Raw genomic sequence first — 417 nt, forward strand, 5'->3', positions numbered from 1 at the left:
TGCCAGCGCGGTTGGCCAGGAGATGACCTGGTATGTCGGCGAGGGCCAGGCACAGGCAACCGTCATCGGAGTGGTCGAAGACGTCCGCCAGGAAGCGGCGACCGATCCGCTGGTGGCCGAAATCTTCTTCGACTACCGCCAGTACCTGGCGCGATTCAGCAAGGATCGGCCGGCGGGACAGAACGAAACGGCGATTGGTTTTCTGTCGTTCGCGCTACGCACCGCCGGCGATCCGGGATCGCGGGTCCCGCGCGTGCGTGAAGTCCTCAACGGCGTCGATCCCAACATTGGCATCGACGCGATCGTGCCGATGGAACAACTGGAGGCCAGCTCGCGCGCCCGCGAGCGTTTCTACGCGGTGCTGCTCGGCGTGTTCGCGGCCGTTGCCGGTCTGCTCGGCTCGATCGGTGTGTACGG

At 65.7% G+C, this 417-nt stretch carries 1 protein-coding gene; it reads left to right on the top strand.

What is annotated here, in order from left to right; genetic code table 11:
- Nucleotides 1-22 precede the first annotated feature (22 nt).
- Nucleotides 23-417, top strand: a 395-nt coding sequence (locus I6F37_RS41860) for a hypothetical protein (RefSeq protein ID WP_225154651.1), incomplete at its 3' end; no start/stop codon positions are given.

This window comes from Bradyrhizobium sp. NBAIM08 (genome assembly GCF_020193935.1).
GTDB lineage: Bacteria > Pseudomonadota > Alphaproteobacteria > Rhizobiales > Xanthobacteraceae > Bradyrhizobium > Bradyrhizobium yuanmingense.